Source organism: Rhodococcus sp. NPDC003348 (assembly GCF_053589375.1).
This window is the reverse complement of the sequence record NZ_JBSFRT010000001.1, coordinates 89,907-113,943: the sequence shown is the minus strand read 5'-3', so window position 1 is coordinate 113,943 and position 24,037 is coordinate 89,907. Positions and strand designations below refer to the sequence as shown.

The window sequence follows — 24,037 nt, the reverse complement described above, 5'->3', positions numbered from 1 at the left end:
ACCCATGGGTCAAGTTTTATGTCCATGGTCACTTCGGCACGAATCAGCGCAACTGCGGCAGAATCGACGCCCATGACAGCCGACGAACCCGAACGCAACCGCGGTGGACGGCCCACCCGCGAACAGGCGACGCAGCTGGATCGCCGGATCCGGGAATGCGCCCTCGAGACCCTGCTCGAGCACGGCTACGAGGGCACCTCGATGAAGGCGATCGCGGAGGCGGCCGGAACTACCAAACCCTCTCTGTACAAACGGTTTCCGACGAAGGAGGCGCTGTTCCTCGCGGTGCTCGGCTGGGCCGTTGGCCGATCCGACTGGCCGGTTCCCGAGCCCCCCGAACCCGACCTCGACGACCTGGAGGGCGCGTTGGTCGCCATCGCCGACGCTGCGCTGAGCCGCGCCCTGCACCCGTCGATGATCCGGCTGGAACAGATCGCGATCGGGCACGCCTCGGCCTATCCGGAACTCGCCCGCGACACCCACGGCACCGGGTTCTGGCCGCGCCGGCGACTCGTCGCGGAGCTGCTCGCCCGGCACGCCGCCACCGGCGCCATCATCGCCGAGGATCCTGACGAGCTGGCCGAACTGTTCCTCGGCCTGGTCTCCGGGACCCCGGCCCGGCTGGCCGCCTTCGGGATCGTCCGTGACGCTGCGAGCCAGAAGCGGCATACCCGGGCGGCAGTGCAGCTCTTCCTTCGCAGCCTGCATCCCTAGCCGACACGGTACCGGTCGCGCACGTGCCGCTTGTGCAGCTTCCCGCTCGGGTCGCGGGGGAGCTCGTCGACGAAGTCCACCGCGCGCGGACACTTGTAGTGCGCCAGTTCGGCGCGGCACCAGTCGATCAGCTCCGCCGCGAGAGCGGGTCCGACCGCGGCAGGGTCGACCGGTTGCACCACTGCACGCACGGCCTCCCCCATCTCGTCGTCGGGGACCCCGACGACAGCCACGTCCGCCACGGCCGGATGTCCGACGAGGACGTTCTCCGCCTCCTGCGGGTAGATGTTCACTCCCCCGGAGATGATGGTGAAGCTCTGCCGGTCGGTGAGGTACAGGTAGCCGTCGGAGTCCAGGTAGCCCACGTCGCCCAGCGTGCGCCAGCCCCTGTCGTTGGTGACGGACGCCGTCTTGGCGGGGTCGTTGTGGTACTCGAACGGTCGGCCACCCGCGAAGTAGACGGCGCCGATCGCACCCGGCGGAAGTTCCGTTCCGTCGTCACCGACGATGTGGCATTCTTCCGTCGGCCGGCCCACCGATCCGGGATGGTCGAGCCACTCCTCGGGCGTGATGTAGGTGGTGCCGACATCCTCGGTGCCCGAGTAGTACTCGTGGATGATCGGGCCCCACCAGTCGAGCATCTGCCGCTTGACGGTGACGGGGCACGGGGCCGCCGAGTGCACGGCCTGCCGCAGGCTCGACAGGTCGTACCCTTGGCGTTCGGCGGGAGGCAGACGCAACATCCGCACGAACATCGTCGGGACGAACTGGGCGTTCGTGACGCGATGTCTCTCGATGAGGTCGAGGCAGTGCCGAGCGTCGAAGCGCTCCATCACGATCACGGTCGCACCCAGCCGCTGCCAGGACATCGAGAACACCAGCGGTGCACCGTGATACAGCGGCGCGGGCGAGAGGTACACCGCACCGACCGTGTCACCGGTGGCGAGCAGACCCTGCGCGATCTGCACCGGAGCCGATCCCGGGTCCCCGAAGAACGTCCCCTGGAGTTGTTTGCGAACCCCCTTGGGTCGCCCGGTCGTGCCCGACGAGTACAGCATCTCCCGGCCCTCGCGCTCGTCGCCGAGGGGCCCCGGCGACTGCACGGCGAGCAGATCTCCGTAGCGTTCGAATCCGGGGAGGTCACCGGCAGCGGACACCCGGACCCGCATCCGCGTGAGGTCCAAACCGGAGACGACGGCGGACACGGACTCGCTCGCCACCAGCGCCACCGCCCCGCAGTCGTCGAGGATGTACTGCACCTCCGCCGACTGCAGGTGCCGGTTCACCGCGGTGTAGTAGAGGCCGGATCGCTGCGCGGCCCATGCGATTTCCAGGTAAGCGCGATTGTTCTCCATCAGGATCGCGATGTGATCGCCGGGAAGGAGCCCTCGTGCCCGCAGTACCCGCGCGAATGCGACGGACCGCTGCTCGAGCTGCCGGTAGGTCACCACTTCGCCGCTGCCTGCCATCACGATCGCCGGATGGTCCGGCGTCCGGGCAGCATGCCAGGTCGGCGTCATCGGGTTCGGCGTCATGTGGTCGGGCGTCATCGGGCATCACTCCTGGTAGTTCCGGACCGTGCGGTGTCGCCCTGTCCCGCTGCGGCCGCACGCAGGCAGAAGGCGGCAATTCGGTCAATATCCGCTTCAGTCGGTTGACGGCCACCCCAGAGGTAGTCGGCGAGCTTGCCGACCGCTGCATGGGCCGCGAGCGAGGCATCGAACTCCGGATCCGGACTGCCCAGTTCGGCCAAAGGTGCATTCAGCAGTGCGGCCAGAGGCCCAGCCGCGGACGGCGGGCCACCGATGGCGTCAGCGGACAGGGTGCCGGCATTCCAGAGCACCGCCCGGGTGGTGGTGGCGGCGTCTTCGGCGCACTGGGACAGCACGCCCTCGACCCAGCGCCGAACCTGCCCTTCCGGCGTGGGCTCCTTCGCCATCTGGTGACCGACATAGGCGGTCAACCGCTCGGTCCCGTCTTCCAGGATCGCCGCCACCAAGGCATCTTTCGACTTGAAGTGCCGGTAGAAGGCGTCGTTCGACAGGCCGGCCGCCGCCACGATGTCGGAGACGCGTGGCCGCGAGTCCGTTCCGCAGTTGCGCATCACCTCCAGTGCCGCGTCGAGCAGCCTGCGCACCTCACCGGCATAGCTCGCCTCACGTTTTGCCAGTGCCCTCTGGGCGATTCGGCTGGCGAAGTCGTCCATGCCCTACCTACCGACCCGATCGCGGACGGTGATCGGCGAGCCGGCGCGCCGAGACGTGGAGAAGGTTGTCTGCCATCGGTGTTCCCTTCGTGCGGTTGTGTCAGACGGACTTCGGATCGGACCAGCACCGCTCCAGTCCCGACCGAGCGGCCCTGGTGACGAGTTCGACCCGAAAGCCCTTTGCGCTACGGAGAAATGCAAAGAACGGCATGCCGTCGGGCCCGGTACGCGTCGCCTCTGTGACGTATCCCGCAGCGGCCAACTCCGCCGCGTCGGCCGCAACGTCGTCCGACCAGTACCCGAGGTGGTGGACGCCGGCGCCGGCGACCGGCTCCCACATCGTGCCGGGCACGCTGCGCACCACCTCGAGGCGCGGAGTCGTGATCGAGTACGCGCACCGCATGTCCACCTCCCGAGTCCCGCCCGGCAGGCTCACGACGACCGGCCCGCCGACCTCCGGTCCCCACTCATAGCCGAACAGCGCCGCGAGGTCGGCGCGGGTCGCGGCGGGATCATCGGTGACGATGCCGACGTGAAACAGGTTGTCCGCCTTCATTGAGCACTTCCCAAATCCAGTTCAGAATTGCATTCTTGATGACGAGAAGCATATTCTCACGATAGAGAAGGAGGCGCAATGGCATGGGATTTCGAGACCGACCCCGAGTTCCAGGCGAAGCTGGACTGGGCTGATGCGTTCGTTCGAGAGGAGGTGGAACCCCTCGACCTGGTGTGGGAACACGAGCAGTTCGTGCCCTTGGACGGCGCCCGCCGCAAGGTGATCGACCCGCTCAAACAGGAGGTACGAAAGCAGGGCCTGTGGGCGACGCACCTCGGCCCCGACCTCGGGGGCCAGGGCTACGGTCAGTTGAAACTGGCACTGCTCAACGAGATTCTGGGGCGGTCGCAGTGGGCCCCGATCGTGTTCGGCTGCCAGGCCCCGGACACCGGCAACGCGGAGATCATCGCCCACTACGGCAACGAGGAACAGAAGCGGCGCTACCTGCAGCCGCTGCTCGACGGCGAGATGTTCTCCACCTATTCGATGACCGAACCGCAGGCCGGAGCCGATCCGGCCCAGTTCGAGACGCGGGCCGTCCGCGATGGTGACGACTGGGTCCTGGGCGGGTGGAAGTACTTCTCCTCCAACGCTCGTACCGCGTCGTTCCTGATCGTGATGGCGGTGACCGACCCCGACGCCGACACCTACAACAAGATGTCGATGTTCCTGGTCCCGGCGGACACCCCCGGCATCGAGATCGTCCGCAACGTCGGCCTCACCGGGGAGCCCATGAACGAGGGTTCGCACGCCCTCATCCACTACCGGGACGTGCGGGTGCCGGCCGACGCCCTTCTCGGCGGCGAGGGCCAGGCGTTCGCCATCGCCCAGACCAGGCTCGGAGGCGGCCGGATTCATCACGCCATGCGGACGATCGGGCTGGCCCAGAAGGCGCTGGACATGATGTGCGAGCGGGCGCTGAGCCGCACCACCGCAGGAAGCAAGCTCGCCGACAAGCAGTTCGTCCAGGGCTACATCGCCGAGTCCTACGCGCAGCTCACGCAGTTCCGGCTCTTCGTCCTGCACACCGCGTGGAAGATCGACAAGTACAACGACTACAAGAAGGTCCGCAAGGACATCGCCACCGCCAAGATCGTCATGCCGACCGTGCTGCACGACATCGCCTGGCGCGCAATGCAGGTGCACGGGGCGCTCGGCGTGACCAACGAGATGCCGTTCTTCCGCATGATCAACGGTGCGGCCGTGATGGGTCTCGCCGACGGGCCGACGGAGGTCCACAAGGTCACCGTCGCCAAGCAGGTCCTGCGCGACCACCGGCCCAGTGACGATATCTGGCCGACCGAATGGATCCCCCGCAAGCAGGCCGCGGCGCGGGAGAAGTACGCCGAGTTCCTCGAAAACGAAGTGGGTGACCTGTGATCGACACCGAACGCCTCGCCACCTGGATGGACGGTATGGGCCTGCCCGGCAAGGGCGCCCCGCTCGAAGCCCGATTCCTCTCCGGCGGAACGCAGAACGAGATCTACGAGATCACCCGCGACGACGAAAGCGTCGTCATCCGGATCCCGCCTCCCCACGCACCGGCCAACCGGGACGAGGGCATCCTGCGCGAGTGGCGGATCATCCAGGCCCTCGACGGAACCGACGTGCCGCACACCAGGGCGATCGCCGCCTGCGAGGACACGTCGGTCCTCGGCCGTCCGTTCTACCTGATGGGTTTCATCGACGGGTGGTCGCCGATGGACCACAAGAAGTGGACGGAGCCGTTCACCTCCGATCTCGAGGCCCGCGCCGGGCTCGCCTATCAGCTTGCGGAGGGCATCGCGCTGCTGTCGAAGGTGGATTGGAAGGCGAAGGGTCTGCACGACCTCGGCCGCCCGGACGGGTTCCACGAACGCCAGGTGGACCGCTGGACAACGTTTTTCGAGCGCATCAAGGGCCGCGATCTCGACGGCATGGACGTCGCCACGAACTGGCTGCGCGCGCACCGGCCACTCGACTTCGTCCCAGGGCTCATGCATGGCGACTACCAGTTCGCCAACGTGATGTTCAAGGACGGTGCTCCCGCGCGGCTGGCCGCCATCGTCGACTGGGAGATGGGCACGGTGGGCGATCCGAAGCTCGACCTCGCCTGGATGCTGCAGGGGTGGCCCGAGGACACGAACGCCCCGGAGGCATCCGAGTCCAGTTACGTCGACCTGCGGGGCATGCCGTCGCGCGAACAGGTGGTCGCCCACTACGCCGAGGTGTCGGGTCGTCAGGTCGACGACCTCGACTACTACCTGGTGCTCGCGCAGTGGAAGCTCGCTATCGTGCTGGAACAGGGCTTCCAGCGCGCCGGCGACGACTTCAAGTTGCAGTCGTTCGGCCCGATCGTGCCCGAGTTGATGCGGTCCGCCGCGGAGCTCGCCGAGTCCACCGGGTACCGCTCATGATCGCCGAAGGCTTGGCGATCGAGCGCCGGGGACCCGTCTTGATCGTGCGCCTCGACCGCCCCGAGTCACGAAACGCACTGACCGGAGCCATGATCCGCGGCATCGGTGCCGCCGTCCTCGAGGCGGAGTCGGATCCGCAGATCCGTGCCATCGTCCTCACCGGCACCGGCGACCGGGCGTTCTGCTCGGGAATGGATCTGCGTGCCTTCGCCGACGGCGAGGACGTCGGGTACGGCACCGACGAGGCCACCGCGGCCTACCTCCGGCTCGGCCGGGGCGAGGTGCCGATCCCCATCGTCGGCGCGGCGAACGGGACGGCAATCGGTGGCGGACTCGAGTTGCTGCTCGGCTGCGACATCATCGTGGCCTCCTCGGCCGCGATGTTCGGGTTCCCCGAGGTGAAGCGGGGCCTGTTCCCCGGCGGCGGCGGCACGTTCATCGGCACTCGGATCCCGCTGGGCGCTGCACTGGAGCTGACGCTGACCGGCGACACCGTCACCGCCGAGCGTTGCTACGCGCTCGGCCTGATCAATGCCGTCGTGGACCCGAACGCGGTGCTCGACACCGCGCTGGACTACGCCGATCGAATCGCCGCGAACGCCCCCCTCGGCCTGGCCGCGTGCAAGGAACTCGCCCGCCTCTCGGTCGCCCAGCCTGCCCGCGCCGACGAGCGGCTGAGCGAGTGGCAGGCGGTGGTGTTCTCGAGTCAGGACGCCAAGGAAGGCGCCGCGGCGTTCATCGAGAAGCGGCCACCCGCGTGGACCGGCAGGTGAGCTGACGTGCGTGCGGTCGTCTGCCCGTCGTACGGGCCGCCGGAGGTCGTCCGCGTCGAGGACCGCCCCGTGCCCGCACCCGGCCCCGGCCAGGTGCGGGTGCGGGTGCGGGCCGCGGCCGTCAACTTCCCCGACGTGTTGCTGATCGCCGACCGGTATCAGATCAGCGTGCCTCCCCCGTTCGTGCCCGGCAGCGAGTTCGCCGGGGTGGTCGAGGAGATCGCCGACGACGTCGACGCCGTCGCGGTCGGCGACCCGGTCACGTTCACCGGTCTGGTCGGTGCCTTCGCCGAGGCGGTCGTGGCCGACGCGTCCAGGCTGTCCCCGGTCCCGGTCGGCGTCGACCTGTGCACCGCGGCGGCGTTCGGCGTCGCGTTCCGCACCGCCCACCACACACTGCGGTCGGTGGCACGGGTCCGGGCCGGCGACGAGCTGATCGTGCTCGGGGCGGGTGGGGGTGTCGGGCTCGCCGCGGTGCAACTCGGGGTTGCCCTCGGCGCCTCGGTGACGGCGGCGGCCTCCTCCCCCGACAAGCTGGACGTGGCCGCGTCCTACGGGGCGCGGCACCTGGTCAACCATCGCGACGGCGATCTGCGGGCGGGTCTGCGCCGCGCCCTGCCCGACGGCGCGGACGCCGTGATCGATCCGGTGGGAGGCGACCTCTCCGAGCCCGCGTTGCGCACGCTGCGGCGGGGCGGACGGTTCGTCACCGTCGGCTACGCGTCCGGCGTCATTCCCCGGCTCCCACTCAACCTGGTTCTGGTCAAGGGCGTACACATCCTCGGCTTCCAGTTCCAGGACGTTCCGCCGAACGAGTTCCGCCGCAACGAACTCGAGCTGACCGAGCTGCTCCGCACCGGGCGAGTCGTCCCGCACATCGGCGCCGTGTTCCCTCTGGACGCCGCCGCCGACGCGCTGCGGCAGGTCGCGGACGGCCGCGCGATCGGGAAGGTTCTGCTCGACGTCACGCCCTGAAACGGACAACTCACGCTGTACTCCAATGGATTACGACCAAACAAGGAGATCCACCTGTGCAGGGACTGAAGGACAAGGTCGTGCTCGTGGCGGGGGCCGCCACCGGACTCGGCGCGGATTCCGCTCGCCGACTGGCACGCGAAGGCGCGAAGGTGGTGGTCGGCGATCTGGACGGGGACGGGGCCGCACGCACCGCGGCCTCCATCGCCGACGAGGGTGGCGAGGCGCTGGCCGCACAGTTCGACATCTCCGACGACGACTCGGTTCGGAACCTCGTCTCCACGGTGGTGACGGAACACGGCGGGTTGGATGCGGTCCACGTCAACGCCGGTGACATGGGGGCGGTGCGCCACGACACCAATGTCGTCGACATCGACCTCGAGATCTGGGATCGGACGGTGGCGGTCAATCTGCGCGGGCACATGCTCGTGACCCGGCACGCCGTACCCCGGCTTCTCGAGCGTGGCGGCGGCGCGATCGTGTACACGTCGTCGATCGCCTCGTTCAACGGCGAACCGGACCGGCCGGCATACGCCGCCACCAAAGCCGGGATCAACACCCTGGCCCGCCACGTCGCATCGAGGTGGGGCCGGGACGGGATCCGGGCGAACGCCGTCACTCCGGGCCTCATCCTCACCCCGGAGATCGAACAGGGACTGCCGGCGGACACCAAGCAGCGCATGCTTTCCCGCACCCGGAGCCCGCGTCTGGGCCGGCCCGCCGACGTCTCCGGAATGGTCGCCTACCTCGTCTCCGACGACGGATCGTGGATCAACGGTCAGGTCGTCAACGTCGACGGCGGCACCGTCCTGCGCTGACACCGCCTTCGGGCCACCGCCCGACCGGCCACTCGTTCGGAGGCGCCCCGACAGGGTCGCCTCCGAACAAGGCCTCAGCGACCGCTCACCGGCCAGAAGTCCGGGCGGGCCGCGAGCGGGAAGGACTTCTCCGCTCCCGATCCGTCCCGCGCGGAAGCTCCGTCAGCTCGCCGAGACGAGGCGAAGTCCACCCGGCGGACGCAGGCGATCGATGCGGAACGGTTCCGTGACGCCGACCGGACCGACCGCGGCGGCGGCCGCAGCGAGAGCCTGGGCCTTGAACATTCGGGCCGCACAGCTGAGCCGATGCTGCCCGGCGTCGAAGCGCTCGTCGAGTTCGGCCGGACAGGTCTCGCCCCACATCGTGACGTCCATGTCCCCCCGCTCGAGGGTGTCGAGGACACCCCGCCGGATCCGATCGTCGTTCCGGAAGAGATCCGCCGACACGGCAAGCGCCTGCGGGTACGGCCCATTCTGATCGGCGAGTGCGGAATCCAGATCCAGAGTGCGGGCCCCGAGGATCTCCAGCGGTCGAACATCGGGATGATCCGCGACGACAACGGTGACGTCCCACCCGGCGGTCACTCGATCGAACACCCAACCACCGGCGAGACGAACAACGTCGACCACGCTGGGGCCGACCATCACCAGTCGATGCCTCAGGCTGTGCCGGCGGGCATGAGCTGCCGTCTGAGCGACTGTATGTACTCCGCGAAGACCTCGTTCAGCGGTATCGAACGATCGAGCAGCCATAGCGTCTCCATTCCGTGTAAGAAGGCGATGATCTCCACCGCCTTGACGGCCGGGTCCACGTCGGTTCGATACCTTCCAGCGCGCTGACCGCGCCGGATTCCTGTTTCGACGGTGGCGACCGAGGCCCGGGATCTGTGGAGTAGGCGGTCGTGAAGGAACGCATCGGGTTCGAGGTTCTCGATGAGCAGAACGGTGAACAGGCCGACGAGGTCGGGCGACTCGTCGAACCGGCGCGGCACCCGCTCGAGTTGCTCGATGAGGTCACCGGTCCGGTCGACGCGAGCCATGTCGTCCGCGTCTCGGGTATCGGCCACCGCGTTCAGCAACTGCTCCTTCGACTCGAAGTGGTGCAGCAGTCCCGCGGTGGTGACTCCCGCTTCCTTGGCGATCTGCGCGAGCGACGTGTTGCGCCACCCGTTCCGTACCAACAACCGCTGCGCCACGGACAGGATTCGCTGCTTCCGGTCCTCCCCCTTGGCGAGAAGCGCTGCATACGGCCGTTGCACGGGCGAGCTCTCCTTCATTCAAACCAACCTACTGAGCACACAGTAGGTTGGTTTCGCGGTTGTGACAAGGGTCATATTTCGGCGACAGTGTGACACACCCGACTCTGGTTCACAGGCCTAACGACTTCGCGATGATCACCTTCATGACCTCACTGGTGCCTGCGTAGATGCGCGCGACCCGGGCATCCGTGTAGAGCCGCGCGATCGGGTACTCCGTCATGTACCCGTACCCGCCGAACAACTGCAGGCAGCGGTCGACGACGCGCCCCTGCACCTCGGTGCAGAACAACTTCACCCGGGCCGCGTCGGCACCCGACAACTCGCCGTCGACGAGATCGAGCACGGCGCGGTCGAGCATCGCCTGCGCCGCCTCGATCTCGGCCGACATCGCCGCCAGTTCGAACTTGGTGTTCTGGAACGACGCCACCGGCGTCCCGAACGCCCTGCGCTCCTTGACGTAGTCGATGGTCGTCGCGACAGCCGCGCGCGCCTGCGCCACCGATCCGGTGGCCACCGTCATGCGTTCCTGCGGCAGGTTCCGGCCGAGGTAGCGGAATGCCTCGCCCTCCGCACCGAGGCGGTTCGCCACCGGAACCCGCACGTCCTCGAACGAGAGTTCCGCCGTGTCCTGAACCTTGCAGCCCATCTTGTCGAGGACCCGACCGCGAACGAACCCCGGCATCCCGTCCTCCACGACCAGCAGGGTCAAACCGGCCCGGCGGTTGTCGGGGTCGGTGGAGGTCCGCGCGACCACGATGACGAGTTCGGCCAGGATCCCACCGGTGATGAACGTCTTCGCCCCGTTCAGGACGTACTCGTCGCCCTCCCGCCGGGCAGTGGTCCGGATGCCGGCGAGGTCGGAACCGGTGCCCGGTTCCGTCATCGCGATCGCGGTCAGCAACTCGCCCGCGGCCATGCCGGGGAACCAGCGCGACCGCTGTTCCTCGTTCGCGTACTCGAGGAAGTACGGCAGGATGACGTCGAGCTGGGTGCGCACCGTGCTCAATGTGACCAGCGCGCGGGCCGCCTCCTCCTGCAGGATGACGTTGTACCGGAAGTCCGGAACACCCGCTCCCCCATACTCTTCCGGGATCGCCATCCCCAACATTCCGAGAGATCCCAGCTTCCGGAAGATCTCGCGGGGCATCCGGCCGGCCTTCTCCCAGGCGGGGTAGTCGGGCACAACGTACTTCTCGATGAAGTCACGTGCCAGCTTACGGAAGGCCTCGTGATCTTCGGTGAAAACGTCTCGACGCATGATCTCCCCAGTCCTCAGGCCAGTTCCACGAGGGTCGCGTTGGCCGTGCCCCCGCCCTCGCACATGGTCAGCAGTCCACGATGAATCCCGTTGCGGCGCATGTGGTGAATCATCCTGGTCATCAGGACCGCGCCCGAGCCGCCCAGCGGGTGCCCGAGGGCGATCGCACCGCCGAGCGGATTGAGCAGGCCGGGATCGGCGCCCGTCTCCGCGAGCCATGCCAGAGGGACGGGCGCGAACGCCTCGTTGACCTCGAACACGCCCACGTCACGCAGGTCGATGCCGGCCTTGCGCAGCACCCGCGCGGTGGCGGGGATCGGTCCGGTGAGCATCAGCACCGGATCCGACCCGACGACGGCTCCGGCCACGTACCGCACGAGGGGCGTCAGGCCCAGCTCACGGGCCCGCTCCGGCGTGGTCACCAGCAGCGCCGCCGCGCCGTCGGAGATCTGCGACGAGTTGCCGGCGTGGATGACACCGTCGTCGAGGAACGCGGGTTTGAGAGAGCCCAGCTTCTCCACCGTGGTACCACGGCGGATGCCCTCGTCCACCGAGACCACGCCGGTCTCCGTTGTCACCGGGACGATCTCGGCCTCGAAGGCGCCGGCGTCCTGTGCCGCCGCTGCGCGCTCGTGCGACCGAACGGAGAACTCGTCGACCACGGACCTCGTGAGCCCCCACTTGTCCGCGATCATCTCGGCGCCGATGCCCTGGTTGAATCCGGCATTGCCGTACCGGGCCAGCGCCTTCGGGCCGTACGGCATGCCGGTGGCGCGCGCCGCGCCGAGGGGAACCCGGCTCATCACCTCCACCCCGCCCGCGACGACGACCTCCTGCTGCCCCGACATGACGGCCTGGACCGCGAAATCGAGGGCCTGCTGGCTCGACCCGCATGCACGGTTGACGGTGGTGCCCGGAATGCTCTCGGGCCACCCCGCGGCGAGCACCGCGTACCGGGCGACGTTGCTCGACTGGTCACCGACCTGCGAGACACAACCCCAGACGACGTCGTCGATGACCACCGGGTCGATGCCGGCGCGCTCGACCAACGCCTGCAGGACGTCGGCCGACAGGTCCACCGGATGTACGCCCGACAGGCCGCCGTTCCGCTTGCCCACGGCGGTTCGAACCGCCTCGGCGATCACTACTTCACGCATCAGTTCTCCACTTTCACACTGTCGTCGATGTCGTCCCGGCGGACGCTGGGGCCAGGGGACGTGGCACCGGCGTGAACGCGAGGCACAGCCCACTGCCCGGTGAACCGGGGTTGACGCTTCTCGGCGAACGCGGTGTACGCCTCGGGCGCATCGACGGTTCCGAAATTGATTGCTTGAGCGCGGGACTCGTTGGCGAGTGCATCGCGCAGGGTTCGATCGGCGCCCTCGTTGAGCAGCGCCTTGGTCTGAGCCAGTGCCACCGGTGGTCCCGCAACCAGCCGATCCGCGAGTTCGTCCACGAAACCGTCGATCTCCCCCGACTCCACCACCCAGGTGACCAGGTTCAGGTTGTGGGCGCGTGCCGCGTCGATCGTCTCCGCCAGCAAAGCCAGCCGCTTGGCCTGCTGCAGGCCGACGAGCTTGGGCAGCAGCCACGAGCCGCCCAGGTCCAGCGACAGCCCCCGCCGCGCGAAGATCTGCGAGAACGTCGACTCGGGTGTGGCCACCACCAGGTCACACCCGAGTGCGAGGTTCCAGCCCGCGCCGACGGCCACCCCGGAAACCTTCGCGATCGTCGGTACCGGCAGGTCGTGCAGCAGCAACGCCACGTCCGTGAGCAGCCGCATCTTCTCGGTGGGATGGGCGTCCGAGAGCTCCGCCAGGTCGGCTCCGGAACAGAACGCACCACCCGCACCGGTCACGACAAGCGCGCGGACGTCGCGATCGTCGCGAACGGCCTCCAGCGCGTCCCGCAGGACCACCCACAGTTCCGGATTGATCGCGTTCTTGCGGTGCGTCCGGTTCAGGGTGAGGGTCCGGACACCACCCCGGTCGACGGTGAGCAGCACAGCCGGCCCGGTCATGCCGGCGACCGATCGTCGCGGTACTCGGGTCCGATCGCCCCCTCGGCGCGGAGGTCGGCGATCTCCCCGGCGCCGATCCCGAACTCCGCGAGCACCCGGTCGGTGTGCTCGCCGAGCCCGGGCACCGCGCCCATCGGCGGGTCGAAGCCCTCGATGACCGGCGGCGGCAGGAGCGCCGGGATCGGGCCCGCGGGTGTGTCGATCCGGCGCCACCGGTTCCGTGCCGCCAACTGGGGATGGTCGAGCACCTCGCTCGCCAGGTTGTAGCGCGAGTTGCCGATCGCGGCGGCGTCCGCGGTCTTCTGGATGAACTCCAGGTCGTTCCGGGCGCACCACGCGCCGATCTCCGCGTCGAGTACCTCACGGTTCGCGACACGGTCCGAGTTGGTCCGGAATCGCTCGTCGTCGGCCAGATCGTCCCGGCGCAGGATCTCACGGGCCAGCCGCTGCCACTCCCGGTCGTTGGTGGTCCCCAGCACCACCGTCTGTCCGTCCGCGGTCGGATACGACCCGTACGGGGCCACCGCGGGTGAACTCATGCCCAGCGGTTGCTGATCGACACCCGCGTGGCGCGTGTAGGTCAGGTGGTAGCCCATCAGCTCGGTCATCGTGTCGAACAGGCTCACGGTGACCGCGGGCGCACCCCCCTGTCCGGCTCTGTCCCGGCCGTAGAGCAGGGCCATGATCGACAGCGCGGCATACAGACCGGTGCTGACGTCGGCGACCGGGGGGCCGGGCTTGGCCGGCTCGCCGGGACGCCCGGTCACCGCGCACACCCCCGACTCCGCCTGCACCAGCAGGTCGTAGGCCCGCTTGTGGGACAGCGGACCGCCCGCACCGAAACCGTCGATCTCGACCGCGATCAGGTCCGGATGACGTGCCTCCAGGTCCGCGGAGGCGAGCCCGAGGCGAGCGGTCGCTCCCGGCGCCAGGTTCGACACCAGCACGTCCGCCCGGTCGAGCAACCGGTGCAGCGTCTCGATGCCGGCATCCGACTTCAGGTCGAGCGTCACCGACTCCTTGCCCCGGTTCACCCAGACGAAGTGCGCGGCAAGGCCGTTCACCACGTCGTCGTAGTCGCGGGCGAAGTCCCCGCCCTTCGGGTTCTCCACCTTGATGACGCGTGCGCCGAAATCGGCGAGGGTGCGAGTACACATCGGCGCCGAGACGGCCTGCTCCAGGGTCACGACGGTGACCCCGGCCAGAGGACCGGACGCGGAGGTCGGGTCGGATGCTGCCGTGGTCTGCGGCATCACATGACCATTCCGCCGTCCACCGGCAGCACCTGGCCGGTGACGAAGGACGCCGCGTCCGACGCGAGGAACACGAATGCGCCCGCGACCTCCTCGGGTTCCGCCCAGCGACGCAACGGAATACGAGAGATCATCTGCGCCGAGAACTTCTCGTCTGTGCGGATTGTCTTGGTCATCGGCGTCGCCGCCAGCGGCGCGAGCGCGTTGACGAGGATCTGCTTGCGGGCCAGCTCACGGGCGAGCGACTTCGTCAGGCCGATGATGCCGGCCTTGGCGCCGGAGTAGTTCACCTGGCCGAGGGTTCCGGTGATACCGGCCGACGAGGTGACGTTGATGATCCGTCCGGTGCCGTCGGTGGGCAGGAACGGCAGCGCCGCCTGCGAGCAGTGGAAGGCCCCGAGCAGGTGGATGTCGAGCATCCACTGGAACGCCTCCGCGGTGAGGTCGGCGAACATCGCAGGCGCGGTCGCGCCGGCGTTGTTGACCAGGATGTGCAGGGTGCCCTCGGTGAAACCGGCCGCCTTGGCCACGGCCGCGTCGGCGGCGCTCCGGTCCCGCACGTCCAGTCCGGCCGAGTCGGCCTTGCCGCCGTTCGCACAGATCCGCTCGGCGACGGCGGCTGCGGCGTCGGCGTCCACGTCGGTGACGAGCACGGCCGCCCCCTGCGCTGCGAGGGCCTCGGCGACCGCCGAGCCGATGCCACCGGCCGCACCGGTCACCAGGGCCGAGCGCCCCGTCAGATCGAACAGTCCATTCTTGTCGGCCATCAGTAGCTCCTCGGCAGTCCCAAAGTGTGTGAACCCAGGTAGTTCAAGATCATTTCCTGGCTGATCGGCGCGATCCGCATGACGCGGGCCTCGCGGAAGTAGCGGGCGACGTTGTACTCCTCCGAGTAGCCCATGCCGCCATGCGTCTGGAGCGCCCGGTCGGCGGCTGTGAAGCCGGCATCGGCGCACAGATACTTCGCGGTGTTCGCCTCGCGGCCGCACGGCTTGCCGTTGTCGTACAACCAGGTTGCCTTGCGCAGCACCAGTTCCGCCGCATCCAGATGCGCCAGCGAGTCCGCGAGCGGGAACTGCAGGCCCTGGTTCATGCCGATCGGGCGACCGAAGACCTCCCGCTCATTGCCGTACTTCACCGCCTTCTCCAGTGCGACCCGCCCGATACCCAGCGCCTCGGCCGCGATCAGCATCCGTTCCGGGTTCAGCCCGTCGAGCAGGTACTGGAATCCCTTGCCCTCCTCACCGACCCGGTCCTCCACCGGAACCCGCAGGTCGTCGATGAACAACTCGTTGGAGGTGACTGCGTTGCGCCCCATCTTCCGGATTGGCCGGATGTCGACGTGCGCGCGGTCGAGGTCGGTGAGGAACAGCGTCATGCCGTCGGTCTTCTTCGACACCTCGTCGAAGCGCTGGGTGCGGGTCAGCAGCAGGATCTTCTCGGACTCCATCGCCTTGGAGATCCACACCTTGCGTCCGTTGACAACGTAGTGATCGCCGTCGCGCCGGGCGAACGTGGTGATCCTCGATGTGTCCAGTCCCGCACCGGGTTCCGTGACGCCGAAGCACACGTGCAGATCGCCGTTGGCGATCCGCGGCAGCGTCCGCTGCTTGAGCTCCTCGGAACCGTGCACCACGACCGGGTGCATCCCGAAGATGGACAGGTGAATCGCGCTCGCGGCGTTCATACCGCCGCCGGACCGCGCCACCTCCTCGAGCAGCAGTGTCGCCTCGGTGATCCCGAGGCCGTGCCCGCCGTACTCCTCCGGCATGGTGATCCCGAGCCACCCACCGTCCGCGAGGGCGCGGTAGAACTCGGTCGGGAACTCGTGGGCGAGATCCTTCTCCATCCAGTACTGGTCGTCGAACCTGGTCATCAACTCGGCGACCGATTTCCGGATCAGTTCCTGATCCTCGGTCAGCTCGAAACTCATTCCACTCACTGTGAATTCCTAGTCACGCTCGGGTGGCCGGGCCACCGGACTTCGCCAGGGCGACGGCCGCGCGGGCCCGCTGGCGGTAACCCTCCAGCTTCTCCTCGGCTCCGATCGTGCGGTGGCTGCGGGCCTTGATGCTCACGTCGTGGCCCTCGGCCTGCTGCCGCAGGGCCCCAACCGTGCACTGCTCGCGCGGGATGTGCGCGAAGGGGTCGAAGGAGTACCACTTCATGGCGTTGAGATGTGTCATCTTGTCGATGTCGGAATCGGAAGCGCCGGCGGCGGCGAAGTCCCTGTGCAGCTGCTCCGGCGCGTCCGGCCACATCGAGTCGCTGTGCGGGTAGTCCGCCTCCCAGGCGATGTTGTCGATGCCGATCTCGTGCCGCAGCTTCACACCGAGCGCGTCGCTGATGAAGCAGGTCAGGAAGTGCTCGCGGAACACCTCGCTGGGCAGCTTGCCGCCGAAGTCCTGCAGCGTCCACGCCTTGTGCATCTCGAAGGAGCGATCGACCCGCTCGAGGAAGTACGGAATCCACCCGGTGCCACCCTCGGAGAGGGCGATCTTCAGATCCGGATAGTCCTTGATCGGCTTCGACCACAGCAGATCCGCGGCGGCCGAGACGATGTTCATCGGCTGCAGGGTCATCAACACGTCGGGCGGCGAGTCCACCGCCGGGATGGTCAGCTTGCCGGACGACCCGATGTGTACCGACATCACGGTCTCGGTGTCGACCAGCGCCTTCCACACCGGGGTCCAGTACTCGTCGTGGAAGCTCGGGTAACCGAGCGCCGCCGGATTCTCGGTGAAGGTCAGCGAGTGAACGCCCTTCTCGGAGACCCGCCGGATCTCCTTGGCGCACAGTTCGGCATCCCAGATCACCGGCAGGGCCATCGGAATGAACCGGCCGGGGTAGGCGCCACACCAGTCTTCGATGTGCCAGTCGTTGTACGCCTGCACCAGTGCCAGCGAGAACTCGGGGTCCTCGGTGGCGAACAACCTCGCCGCGAAACCGGGGAACGACGGAAAGTTCATCTGCGCCAGCATGCCGCCGGCGTTCATGTCCTTGACCCGCTCGTGGACGTCGTAGCAACCGGGGCGGATCTCGTCCAGCCCCTGCGGCTCCATCCCGTACTCTTCCTTCGGCCGGCCGGCCACGGCGTTGAGCGCGGCGTTCGGAATCACGGTGTCGCGGAACTGCCACACGTCGGTGCCGTCCTCACGGTGGACCAGCCGCGGCGCCTCGGCCTCGTACTTCTTCGGCAACCTGCCCACGAACATGTCGGGCGGCTCGATCACGTGGTCATCGACGCTGATCAGGATCATGTCATCGACATTCATAGTCGTCCCTTTCGAATCGGGAGAAGCGAGATCAGTCGGAGGCGGGCAGCGCGCGCGCCGCCTTGACGGTCATCACCACGCCGTCGCAGGTCAGTTCGCCGACCCCGGGAACGGTGCAGAGCAGTTCCACCGACTCACCCTCGTTGACGTAGCGCTTGCCGAGAACCGTGACGGCATCCTTGACGGGTCCACCGGCGGGCCGGCCACCGGTCGCGGCCACCATCGGAGCTCCGCCGCAACCGATCTCGGCCGCGCCGTCGGACGGGGCACGCACGACCACCACCCGGGTGGTGCAGGTGGTGCTGGCGAGTTGTTCGCCGGGACGCAGTGTCGTGGACATGATCAAACCTCACTTTCCGAAGCCCGGTCCGCGAGCTGACCGAGGTCGAAGGACTGACGGGCCATCCAGAAGCGGAGAAATCCCGTGAGTGAATAGCGCAGGTACACCGCGGCACCCACCACCGCGACCGCGATCCCGATGAGGGCGATGATGATGGCGTCGCGCTGAACCAGCGGATCGGAGGTGTTGTGCGACATCAGGAATGCCACCACCCCCAGGACCGGGCCGAGCACCATCGCCGCCACGCCGAGGCGCAGCCACAGGCTCGACCGGCCGGCGGACGGGTCGGGGATCTTCAGTTCGGCGAGTTCACGGGTGAAGCGATCCGCGCGGGTCTCTGTCGATGTCATGTGGGACTCCCTAGGTAGAGGGCGGCTAGTTCGGTGCGGAATTCACTGTCGGGGACGCCCTGACGTTGCACCCGGCCCCGGACCAGGACGGCCGCATGGTCGGCGATGTCGAGAACGGTCGATGCGAACTGTTCGACGACCAGCACCGAAACCCCCTGCCGGGCGATCTCGGCGACCTGCTCGTAGAGCTGATCGACGATCAGGGGCGCCAGGCCCATGGACAGCTCGTCCAGCATCAGCACCGCGGGATCCGTTGCCAGACCGCGGCACAGCGCCAGCATCTGCTGCTCGCCTCCCGACATCGTCCCCGCGATCTGCGAGGCCCGCTTACCGAGGATCGGAAAGCGGCTGAAGGCAGTCTCCTCGATCTCGGCCCTGGACTTGCCGGTGAACGTCATCATCAGCAGGTTGTCGCGGACGGTCATGTTGGGGAACACTCCCCGCCCCTCCGGAATCAGGCAGACCCCGGTTCGGGCCAGATCCCGGGACGCAGCACCGGTGACGTCACGGCCGCCGAGCAGCAGCTGCCCCGACGCGACCGGGTGTACACCGGCGGCAACCTTCAACGCGGTCGTCTTGCCCGCGCCGTTCGGCCCGAGCAGGGCCACGATCTGCCCGGGTTCGACGCTCAGATCGATGCCATGCAGAACGGTGATCGCGTCGTACGCGGCGCGCACGTTGCGTAGTTCGAGTATCGCGTTCATGCCTGCCCCAGATAGGCCGCCAGCACGGCCTCGTCGCTTCGGACCGCCTCGGGCGTGCCGACCGAGATGATCCGCCCGAGGTCGAGCACGTGCACGGTGTCGCACACGTTCATGACCAGTTCCATGTCGTGCTCGACGAGCAGGACCGCCGTGCCGCCCTCGGCGAGCGATCGCAGCAACGCCGCGAACCGCTCGGTCTCCGCGGCGTCCTGGCCGGCGGCCGGCTCGTCGAGCAACAGCAGGGTCGGTCGAACCGCCAGCGCGCGTGCCACCTCGACCAGGCGGGCGGTACCGGTGGTCACGGAGTCGGCACAGGTGTCGGCGACCGACTCCAGGCCCAACCGTCCGATGATCTCGTCGACCACCCGTGACGCGTGACGTCGCTCCGGTCCCAGCTCGGCGGCCACGAGCAGGTTGTCGCGAACGCTGAGCCGACCGAAGAGCTCCAGGCGCTGGAACGTCCGGGCCAGCCCGTGTCGGGCGCGGCGGGCCGGACCGGCCCTGGTGACGTCCTGGCCGCCGAGCAGCACTCGCCCCGCGGCGGGACGGCGCAGACCGGAGACGACGTCGAACAGCGTGCTCTTGCCTGCGCCGTTGGGTCCGATCAGGCCGGTGACGTGGCCCTCTTCGGCCGTCAGCGTGACCCCGTCCAGAGCGCGGTGTCCTCCGAAGACGACCGCGATGTCGTCAACTTCGAGCAGCGATGGCACGATCCAGCTCCTCCTCGTCTTCCGGGCGCCAGGGGCGCTCGAGCCCCCACCACTCGACCGGTATCTCGGGCGCCTGCGACGGCGGCCGGTGCCGGGCGTTGCCCCACCAGAGCGCGGCGAGCGCTCCGAGCACCACGCCTCCGAACAGGACGTAGCCGTTGATCACGTCGGCCAGACGCAGCACCCACAGCAGCACCGCCCAGCCCCCCAGCACCGACATCACGAGTCCGTCCCGCAGGGTGGCGTCCCAGCTCTTGCGCATCAGGGAGATCGCGCCGTGCTGGACGGCGGGAGCACCGAACGCGACGCCGGCGAGACCGGGCACCGCCTGGATGAAGTTCTGGGTTGCCGGCCAGAGCGCGACGATCGCATTGAAGGGGCCGGCGAGCATGGTTCCTGTCCACAGACCGTTGCCCACGGCGCCGAGGCCGCCGAGCACCGCGATCAGGAACAGCGAGAGTCCCATGACGAAGTTGAACTGGTCGGCGGTGACGGAACGCAACTGCATGCCGTAGAGCGCGCCGCCGAGACCGGCGATTCCGGCCGAGACGGCGAACACCAGCACCTTGGTCATCAGCAGGCTGCCGCCCAGTGTCGCGTATGCGGCCTCGCTGTCGCGCAGTGCGATCAGCCGTCTGCCGAGCAGTCCGCGTCGCAGCGCGGCGACGGCCAACGTCGCCAGCGCCAGACAGACAGCCGCGAACACCGTGGTCTCCGCCGGGGTGTCGATCTGGAAGCCGAACAGGTTGGGCCCCACCAACTCCACCGATCCCTGATCGAACAGCGTGATCTCGGTGCCGAAGATGCTGAAGGACGGAAGGGTGAAGATCCAGCGGTCGAGGATCACGGCGAAGGCCGCGGTGCCGAGCGCCAGGTAGATTCCGGACAGCCGCAACGCCGGCAACGCGATGACCGCGCCGATGACGGCGGTGACCAGCACGGTGACGATCAACGCCCACCACTGTCCCTGCGCACCGAACCTGGCGCACACGATCGCACCGACACCGGCCATGCTCAACTGACACAACGAGATCTGCCCCGCGTAGCCGGCCAGCGGCACGAAGGACAACGCGATCACGCCGAAGGCGAAGATCTGTCCGTAGGTGACCAGGTCGGCCTCGCCCAACACGGTGGCGAGGACGACGCCGAACGCGACGACCACCCCGCCGAAGGCGAGCGTGCCGCGCATCGTGGGCAGCGGAACCTGACTGAGTTGCCGGTCCCGGCCGCGCAGGCGACCGTGCGGGAACAGCAACAGCGCGAGGAGGAGCAGCAGCGCGGGAGCCGCGAGCCGCAACCCGGGAAGGAACTCGTTCTGCGGCAGGTACCCGGTCAGGTAGCTCTCCAGGCAGCCGACCACGATGGCGCCGACGAACGTCATCGGCAGACTGTGCAGTCGGCCGAAAATGGCCGCCGCGTATGCACTGACGATCAGCAGCGAGAGCTGGGTGGAGTCGAGGGCGATGGTGGGGGCGATGAGGATGCCACCGATCGCGGCCAGCTCGGTACCGAGCATCCACGCCACCCGATTGGCCCGCACCGGGTCGGCGCCGGTCAGGCCGACCAGGCCGCGATCGTCGACGGTGGCCCGCATCTCGGCACCGGTTCTGGTGCGCGTCAGCAGGATTCGCAGACCGATCGCAACGGCCACGGCAACGATCATGGTCAGTGCCTGGTGCCACGTGATCGTCACCGATCCGATCCGCAGCGGCGTCTGGTCGGCGAAGAACTTCGGCAACGAGCGGGCCGTGTTGGGATCCCAGATCCACCGGGCGAGGGCGATGAGACCGCTGAGCAACGCGATCGTCATGACCATTCGCTCGGCTTCACCGAGAGCCTGCACCGGCCGCATCGCTCGCTCGACCAGGAGGGCGAACGCCGGCGCGAGCACCAGCAGCACGGTGGCCAGCGCCAACGGCACCGGCCACCCCCAGCCGACGCTGAGCTGCCAGTACGCGAACGCGGCCATCATGCCCGCCGCACCGTGCGCGAAGTTGAACACCCCGGTGGTCGTGTAGGTGACCACCAGGCCGCTGCCGATGATCGCGTAGATCGCGGCCGCGCTCAGCCCGACGATCCCGAAGGCGAGGAACTGCTCCATGGTCCGTTACCCGACGTCGCTCATGCTCTTGCCGACGTCGGCGAGAGTCAGCGGCTTGCCGTAGTCCTTCGTGTACTTGTACGGCGCGACGTCGCAGCGGTACAGACCGTTGTCCGGCTCGAAGTCCGCGGCCTTCCACCCGTCGGGCGTGGCCTCCTCGACGTTGAAGCACGGCTGCGGGACGGTCGGATTCGACACATCCACCGGCGCCTGCAGTCCCCCGCCGGTCCACTCCGTCTGCTTCTTCGCGTTCTCCAGCAGGCAGGCCCGGGTGAGATCGTCACCGCAGGCGCCGGCCGACTTGGCGAACAGCAGCCACGACGAGATCGCACGAATCGCGGGCAGGGTGATCTGGGCACCCGGTGCGTACTGCTCGAACATCTCGGTGACCTGCTTGGTCGCCGGGTTGTCGCTCTCCAGCGGGGCGACGCCGCCGAGATCGGCGAAGTTGTTCTGGGCGTCGAGCGAGTTGCCCGCCAGCTCCAGGAACGACTCGTTGTAGGCGTTGCTGTTGGCGTCGATCCAGTCCAGCTTGTAGTCCATGCCGGTCAGGACGTCCTCGAGCTTGGCCAGCTGCTTGAAGTCGCCGTAGAAGATCAGGCCCTTGACGCCCTTGGCCTTGATCGCCTGCGCATAGGGGGTCCAGTCCGCGACACCGGCCGCCGGGTACAGGTCGTTGTAGACGAACGTTCCGCCCCCGGCCTGGGTGGCCTCGACCGCCTGGTCGCCGAGATTCTTCGTCACCGGCGAGTCGCCGTTGATGATGCCGACAGCGGCCGCCGATGCGGGATACGCATCGGTCATCAGCCACTTCCGGTACCCGTAGTACGGGTCGTAGCCGGGAACCTGGGTGGGCGCGGCACTGACCTCGAGGTCCGCGCCGACGGACTGGGCCTGGGCAATCTGCGCCGGGAAACTCGGCAGCAGGCAGTTCAGGCGCTCCTTGACGCCGAGACCGTCGAGGGCGGCACCGCCGCCGACGAGGGCGAAGTCGTCGCGGCAGGCCTCGAGCATCCGCTGCCGGACCTCCATCAGCTTCGTGTCGCGAATGTTGACGGTGATCTTGCGGCCGTTGATGCCGCCGGCCTCGTTGCACCAGGAGGAGAACGCCTTCGCCGCGTCGGCGAACTCCGAGTTCTTGGTGAAGCCCATGTCGGTGAACACGCCGACCTTGATCTCGTCGGCCGTCACGCCTTGTGCGGAAGCGCTTTTCGCGTCACCCGACTGACAGACATCGGTGAGGTCACCGAAGTCGCCCGAAGCCGCTGAACTGCTGGTGCCACCACCTCCGGCGCCTTCCTCCGAACCGGAACTGTCGCCGCGGCCACTACATCCCGCGACCAGCAGCGCCATCGCCGCAAGGGCGACGACTGTTCGCTGTGCTTTCACCTGGTCCTCCTCCGCTGGGGCTCGTCGTCGAGCCGGTGCAGGCGATCTGCGTGAGCGCCCGACCTCGACTCAGGTCACTCCCCGATGGGCAGTATTGCTCTCACTGGTGGGAAACTAGCTTCTCCTTGAGAGAGAATCAACAGAGTCCGCAGGAATTGATTGATCCGTGAATCAAGCACCGCAGGCAGAGAGGCCGAACGGGGCGAAGCGGCCAACCGCCGACAAAAGCCCTCGACAGCGGGTCGCCGAGCGCAGTCACCCCCAGGCGTTGACTATCAGGACCCGACGTGGAAACCTTGTGCTCAGAAATGAGAATGCTATTCTCTCGATGAGAGGAGGTTACGGATGGGACTGACACCGCTACCGGCGGACGAATGGGACGACGACACTCGCCGCGCATTCGCCGGCATGCTCCCGAGAGACCGCCAGCACCCGGACGGCGCGGGCCCCATGCTGTCGACACTCGCTCGACACCCCGACCTGACGAAGTCGTTCCTCGGGTTCAGCCTTCACCTGCTGTACCGGTCGACACTGCCGGCGCGCCTGCGCGAGCTGACCATCCTGCGCGTGGCGCACCGCCACGACTGCGCGTACGAGTCGCACCATCACACCGAGATCGCCCGGGAAGCCGGTTTCAGCGACGAGGAGATCGAGTCGACCCGGCTCGGCAAGTCGAACGACGAGTTCGAGCAGACGGTGCTCAGCGCCGTGGACGAGCTCGGCGACACGTCCCGGCTGACCGACGCGACCTGGGCGGCACTCGGGGCGCAACTCGACGACCGCCAGCGACTCGACTTCGTCTTCACCGTCGGCGGCTACTCGACCATGGCCATGGCCATCAACACATTCGGCCTCGCGCCCGACGAAATCGCACACAAGAACCTCGCGCACAGCGACATCGAGCACAGCGGCCACGGGCCCGGAAACGAAAGGTAGACCC

25 protein-coding genes are annotated in these 24,037 nt (G+C 68.0%); 7 read left to right on the top strand and 18 right to left on the bottom strand.

All coding sequences use genetic code 11. The annotated features are described in order from the left end of the window. Nucleotides 1-72 precede the first annotated feature (72 nt). Nucleotides 73-714 carry a TetR/AcrR family transcriptional regulator gene (locus ACWDU4_RS00585; protein WP_450111890.1) on the top strand — a complete coding sequence of 214 codons (642 nt, stop codon included), beginning with the start codon at nucleotides 73-75 and terminating at the stop codon, nucleotides 712-714. Here ACWDU4_RS00585 and ACWDU4_RS00580 read toward each other — a convergent pair. From ACWDU4_RS00580 to ACWDU4_RS00570, 3 genes are all read right to left on the bottom strand, one after another. Next, nucleotides 711-2,234, bottom strand: a complete 1,524-nt coding sequence (locus ACWDU4_RS00580) for an acyl-CoA synthetase (RefSeq protein ID WP_450112046.1) — start codon at nucleotides 2,232-2,234, stop codon at nucleotides 711-713. The genes ACWDU4_RS00585 and ACWDU4_RS00580 overlap by 4 nt on opposite strands. Before the next feature lie 26 nt (nucleotides 2,235-2,260). Then, nucleotides 2,261-2,920, bottom strand: coding sequence for a TetR/AcrR family transcriptional regulator (locus ACWDU4_RS00575; protein WP_450111889.1), 660 nt, complete (start codon nucleotides 2,918-2,920; stop codon nucleotides 2,261-2,263). 100 nt (nucleotides 2,921-3,020) lie between these two features. Then, a complete protein-coding gene (locus ACWDU4_RS00570; protein WP_450111888.1) occupies nucleotides 3,021-3,476 on the bottom strand; it encodes a VOC family protein in 456 nt (151 codons plus the stop codon). Nucleotides 3,477-3,554: 78 nt separating this feature from the next. On the opposite strand from ACWDU4_RS00570, the gene ACWDU4_RS00565 reads away from it, so the two are divergent. From ACWDU4_RS00565 to ACWDU4_RS00545, 5 genes are read left to right on the top strand one after another with little or no spacing between them, the layout of a single operon-like run. Next, on the top strand, nucleotides 3,555-4,856 hold the full coding sequence (locus ACWDU4_RS00565) for an acyl-CoA dehydrogenase family protein (RefSeq protein ID WP_450111887.1): 1,302 nt from the start codon (nucleotides 3,555-3,557) through the stop codon (nucleotides 4,854-4,856). Between the two features lie 26 nt (nucleotides 4,857-4,882). After that, a complete protein-coding gene (locus ACWDU4_RS00560) occupies nucleotides 4,883-5,872 on the top strand; it encodes a phosphotransferase family protein (RefSeq protein WP_450112045.1) in 990 nt (329 codons plus the stop codon). Then, complete coding sequence (locus ACWDU4_RS00555; RefSeq protein WP_450111886.1) at nucleotides 5,869-6,645, top strand: enoyl-CoA hydratase/isomerase family protein; 777 nt, start codon at nucleotides 5,869-5,871, stop codon at nucleotides 6,643-6,645. The genes ACWDU4_RS00560 and ACWDU4_RS00555 overlap by 4 nt, the downstream gene beginning before the upstream one ends. A gap of 6 nt (nucleotides 6,646-6,651) precedes the next feature. Next, on the top strand, nucleotides 6,652-7,620 hold the full coding sequence (locus ACWDU4_RS00550) for an NADPH:quinone oxidoreductase family protein (RefSeq protein WP_450111885.1): 969 nt from the start codon (nucleotides 6,652-6,654) through the stop codon (nucleotides 7,618-7,620). Nucleotides 7,621-7,676: 56 nt separating this feature from the next. Beyond that, complete coding sequence (locus tag ACWDU4_RS00545; RefSeq protein ID WP_450111884.1) at nucleotides 7,677-8,438, top strand: SDR family NAD(P)-dependent oxidoreductase; 762 nt, start codon at nucleotides 7,677-7,679, stop codon at nucleotides 8,436-8,438. A gap of 162 nt (nucleotides 8,439-8,600) precedes the next feature. Here ACWDU4_RS00545 and ACWDU4_RS00540 read toward each other — a convergent pair whose 3' ends face one another. From ACWDU4_RS00540 to ACWDU4_RS00470, 15 genes are all read right to left on the bottom strand, one after another. Continuing rightward, the gene (locus tag ACWDU4_RS00540; RefSeq protein WP_450112044.1) at nucleotides 8,601-9,101 is read right to left on the bottom strand and encodes a hypothetical protein; all 501 of its coding nucleotides are present in this window, start codon (nucleotides 9,099-9,101) and stop codon (nucleotides 8,601-8,603) included. Further along, nucleotides 9,098-9,715 (bottom strand): TetR/AcrR family transcriptional regulator, encoded by a 618-nt coding sequence (locus ACWDU4_RS00535; RefSeq protein WP_450111883.1) that lies wholly within the window; start codon nucleotides 9,713-9,715, stop codon nucleotides 9,098-9,100. Before ACWDU4_RS00535 ends, ACWDU4_RS00540 begins: the two co-directional genes overlap by 4 nt. A gap of 91 nt (nucleotides 9,716-9,806) precedes the next feature. Further along, nucleotides 9,807-10,955 (bottom strand): acyl-CoA dehydrogenase family protein, encoded by a 1,149-nt coding sequence (locus tag ACWDU4_RS00530; RefSeq protein ID WP_450111882.1) that lies wholly within the window; start codon nucleotides 10,953-10,955, stop codon nucleotides 9,807-9,809. 14 nt (nucleotides 10,956-10,969) lie between these two features. Further along, complete coding sequence (locus ACWDU4_RS00525) at nucleotides 10,970-12,112, bottom strand: thiolase family protein (RefSeq protein WP_450111881.1); 1,143 nt, start codon at nucleotides 12,110-12,112, stop codon at nucleotides 10,970-10,972. After that, nucleotides 12,112-12,975, bottom strand: a complete 864-nt coding sequence (locus ACWDU4_RS00520; RefSeq protein WP_450111880.1) for an enoyl-CoA hydratase/isomerase family protein — start codon at nucleotides 12,973-12,975, stop codon at nucleotides 12,112-12,114. Before ACWDU4_RS00520 ends, ACWDU4_RS00525 begins: the two co-directional genes overlap by 1 nt. Then, the gene (locus ACWDU4_RS00515; protein WP_450111879.1) at nucleotides 12,972-14,228 is read right to left on the bottom strand and encodes a CaiB/BaiF CoA transferase family protein; all 1,257 of its coding nucleotides are present in this window, start codon (nucleotides 14,226-14,228) and stop codon (nucleotides 12,972-12,974) included. Before ACWDU4_RS00515 ends, ACWDU4_RS00520 begins: the two co-directional genes overlap by 4 nt. Next, a complete protein-coding gene (locus tag ACWDU4_RS00510; protein WP_450111878.1) occupies nucleotides 14,228-14,995 on the bottom strand; it encodes an SDR family NAD(P)-dependent oxidoreductase in 768 nt (255 codons plus the stop codon). The genes ACWDU4_RS00515 and ACWDU4_RS00510 overlap by 1 nt, the downstream gene beginning before the upstream one ends. Further along, a complete protein-coding gene (locus ACWDU4_RS00505; RefSeq protein WP_450111877.1) occupies nucleotides 14,995-16,161 on the bottom strand; it encodes an acyl-CoA dehydrogenase family protein in 1,167 nt (388 codons plus the stop codon). Before ACWDU4_RS00505 ends, ACWDU4_RS00510 begins: the two co-directional genes overlap by 1 nt. 22 nt (nucleotides 16,162-16,183) lie before the next feature. Then, the gene (locus ACWDU4_RS00500; protein ID WP_450111876.1) at nucleotides 16,184-17,503 is read right to left on the bottom strand and encodes an amidohydrolase family protein; all 1,320 of its coding nucleotides are present in this window, start codon (nucleotides 17,501-17,503) and stop codon (nucleotides 16,184-16,186) included. Nucleotides 17,504-17,534: 31 nt separating this feature from the next. Continuing rightward, a complete protein-coding gene (locus ACWDU4_RS00495; RefSeq protein ID WP_450111875.1) occupies nucleotides 17,535-17,843 on the bottom strand; it encodes a hypothetical protein in 309 nt (102 codons plus the stop codon). A 2-nt stretch (nucleotides 17,844-17,845) separates the two neighbouring features. Beyond that, complete coding sequence (locus ACWDU4_RS00490) at nucleotides 17,846-18,193, bottom strand: hypothetical protein (RefSeq protein WP_450111874.1); 348 nt, start codon at nucleotides 18,191-18,193, stop codon at nucleotides 17,846-17,848. Continuing rightward, nucleotides 18,190-18,897, bottom strand: a complete 708-nt coding sequence (locus tag ACWDU4_RS00485; RefSeq protein WP_450111873.1) for an ABC transporter ATP-binding protein — start codon at nucleotides 18,895-18,897, stop codon at nucleotides 18,190-18,192. Before ACWDU4_RS00485 ends, ACWDU4_RS00490 begins: the two co-directional genes overlap by 4 nt. Next, entirely contained in the window at nucleotides 18,894-19,607 is a 714-nt protein-coding gene (locus tag ACWDU4_RS00480; protein ID WP_450111872.1) for an ABC transporter ATP-binding protein, read from the bottom strand. Before ACWDU4_RS00480 ends, ACWDU4_RS00485 begins: the two co-directional genes overlap by 4 nt. Next, nucleotides 19,585-21,708: a branched-chain amino acid ABC transporter permease gene (locus tag ACWDU4_RS00475; RefSeq protein WP_450111871.1), complete on the bottom strand. Its 2,124-nt coding sequence runs from the start codon at nucleotides 21,706-21,708 to the stop codon at nucleotides 19,585-19,587. Before ACWDU4_RS00475 ends, ACWDU4_RS00480 begins: the two co-directional genes overlap by 23 nt. Before the next feature lie 6 nt (nucleotides 21,709-21,714). Continuing rightward, entirely contained in the window at nucleotides 21,715-23,061 is a 1,347-nt protein-coding gene (locus tag ACWDU4_RS00470) for an ABC transporter substrate-binding protein (protein WP_450112043.1), read from the bottom strand. A 381-nt stretch (nucleotides 23,062-23,442) separates the two neighbouring features. Here ACWDU4_RS00470 and ACWDU4_RS00465 point away from each other — a divergent pair, with 381 nt between their 5' ends. After that, entirely contained in the window at nucleotides 23,443-24,033 is a 591-nt protein-coding gene (locus ACWDU4_RS00465) for a carboxymuconolactone decarboxylase family protein (protein ID WP_450111870.1), read from the top strand. Nucleotides 24,034-24,037 lie beyond the last annotated feature (4 nt).